We start from the raw sequence: 1,884 nt of genomic DNA on the forward strand, positions 1-1,884 counted from the left end.
ACGTGCTCATTGGGGCGTGGAGAGTGTGCCGCAGGCACACAAGTTAGTAGCATAGGATTTGCTCATTAAGTTGTGGCTAAGCTCACAAAAAGATGGTGGTAGATCCACCGAAGTCTGCTGTCACAAGTCGGCTTCAAACCACTGCAAATGGCTGTTATTAAGAGTAATGGTCATAAGCGTTGCAGTCAAAGCGTGAACAAATAGTTCAGCAGGTGTGGTATAGAGAGACGAGTTAAGGCGAACCTATGCTGACGCGTCGTAATCCAGAGATTGACATCAAAACCGGGGGCGTTTCCATCTCCCGAGATAAGTTTACAGGCGAATTGTGAATGTTGTGTAAGCGGTGTCCGGCGTATAGTGGGCGTGACTCTATACTTGGCTTTTTGTGGGAACTGCGGGAACCAGTCATCATGATGTTAAGGGAGAAATACAAATAACTGAATTTATGAGTATAAGAGTACCAATGCATGATACTGGGGCGGAGCTGTTCATAGTAGTGAGGAAACATTTGTAATGAATGTGGAGCGAAGGGGTAGCGTTAGGCAGTTGAAATTTATAGTTCAACTGTGTAAAAGCAGGAGGAAACTATGAACAAGACAAAATCGTTTATCATTTCAAAATGGGATGTTGTGCAGGCTTATCGGTTGGTAAAAGCTAACCATGGGGCGGCAGGTGTCGATAAACAATCAATAAGTGATTTTGAAGCAAATCTAAGAGGAAACCTTTACAAATTATGGAATAGATTGTCTTCGGGCAGTTATTTTCCTCCTCCCGTTAAAGCGGTAGCGATACCGAAGAAAACAGGCGGAGAACGAATATTAGGGATACCAACAGTAAGTGATCGCATAGCACAAATGGTGATCAGATTAACATTTGAACCTTTAGTTGAACCGCATTTCTTACCAGACTCCTATGGTTATAGACCAAATAAGTCAGCGATAGATGCTATTGGCGTAACGCGCCAACGGTGTTGGAACAACAACTGGGTACTTGAATTTGATATCAAAGGGTTATTTGACAATATCCCTCATGATTTACTGTTGAAAGCCGTGGATAAGCATACCGATAACCCATGGATTCGTTTATACATTGAGCGCTGGTTAACAGCACCAATGCAACGAGCCGATGGTGAAATAACCGCAAGAGGAAAGGGAACACCACAAGGTGGCGTGATCAGTCCAGTTCTTGCCAATTTATTTTTACATTATGTCTTTGATAAATGGCTGCAAAAGCATTTTCCCAAAACATTATGGTGTCGTTATGCTGATGATGGGCTAGTTCATTGTCGCACAGAAGCTGAAGCTAAATATATGTTAGCGGTGCTAAAAGAGCGCTTTGAAGCGTGTGGCCTTGAAATGCATCCACTGAAAACTAAAATAGTTTATTGTAAAGATGGAAGTCGTAAAGGTCAGTATGAAAATACGGAATTTGACTTTTTAAGCTACACCTTTAGAAGAAGACTTTGCAAAAACCGCAAGCGTAACAGCATGTTTATAAACTTTACACCAGCGGTGAGTAAGTCAGCCTTAAAATCAATGCGATTGAAGATCAGAAAGTTACGAATTCGTATGGCAACAGAGTTAAGTATTGCTCAGTTAGCGAAATGGCTCAACCCGATAATAAATGGGTGGATAGGTTATTATGGTCGATTCACTCGTTCAGCATTATATGGGATGTGCCGACATGTGAATAAAGCACTGGTTCGTTGGGCTAGACGAAAGTTTAAACCCCTTCGGCGGCACAAAACAAAAGCAATGAAATTTCTGGAAGGAATATCAAAGCAAAATCCTTATTTATTTGCTCATTGGCGAGCAGGAATGGTAGGAGGGTTTGCCTAATGGGAGCGGTATGAATTGAGAGGTTCACGTACCGTTCTGCGAGAGG

1 protein-coding gene is annotated in these 1,884 nt (G+C 42.3%); it reads left to right on the forward strand.

Annotation, left to right across the window (positions count from 1 at the left end; translation table 11 throughout):
• The first annotated feature begins 587 nt into the window (after positions 1 to 587).
• Positions 588 to 1,838 (forward strand): group II intron reverse transcriptase/maturase, encoded by a 1,251-nt coding sequence (gene ltrA, locus CJF42_RS25820; RefSeq protein WP_095369350.1) that lies wholly within the window; start codon positions 588 to 590, stop codon positions 1,836 to 1,838.
• The last annotated feature ends 46 nt before the right edge of the window (positions 1,839 to 1,884 follow it).

The sequence above is a fragment of the Pseudoalteromonas sp. NBT06-2 genome (genome assembly GCF_002276045.1).
Classification (GTDB): Bacteria; Pseudomonadota; Gammaproteobacteria; order Enterobacterales; family Alteromonadaceae; genus Pseudoalteromonas.

Coding starts and splice junctions, on each gene's coding strand:
- ltrA (WP_095369350.1), top strand. CDS start 588: ATGAACAAGACAAAATCGTTTATCATTTCAAAATGGGATGTTGTGCAG.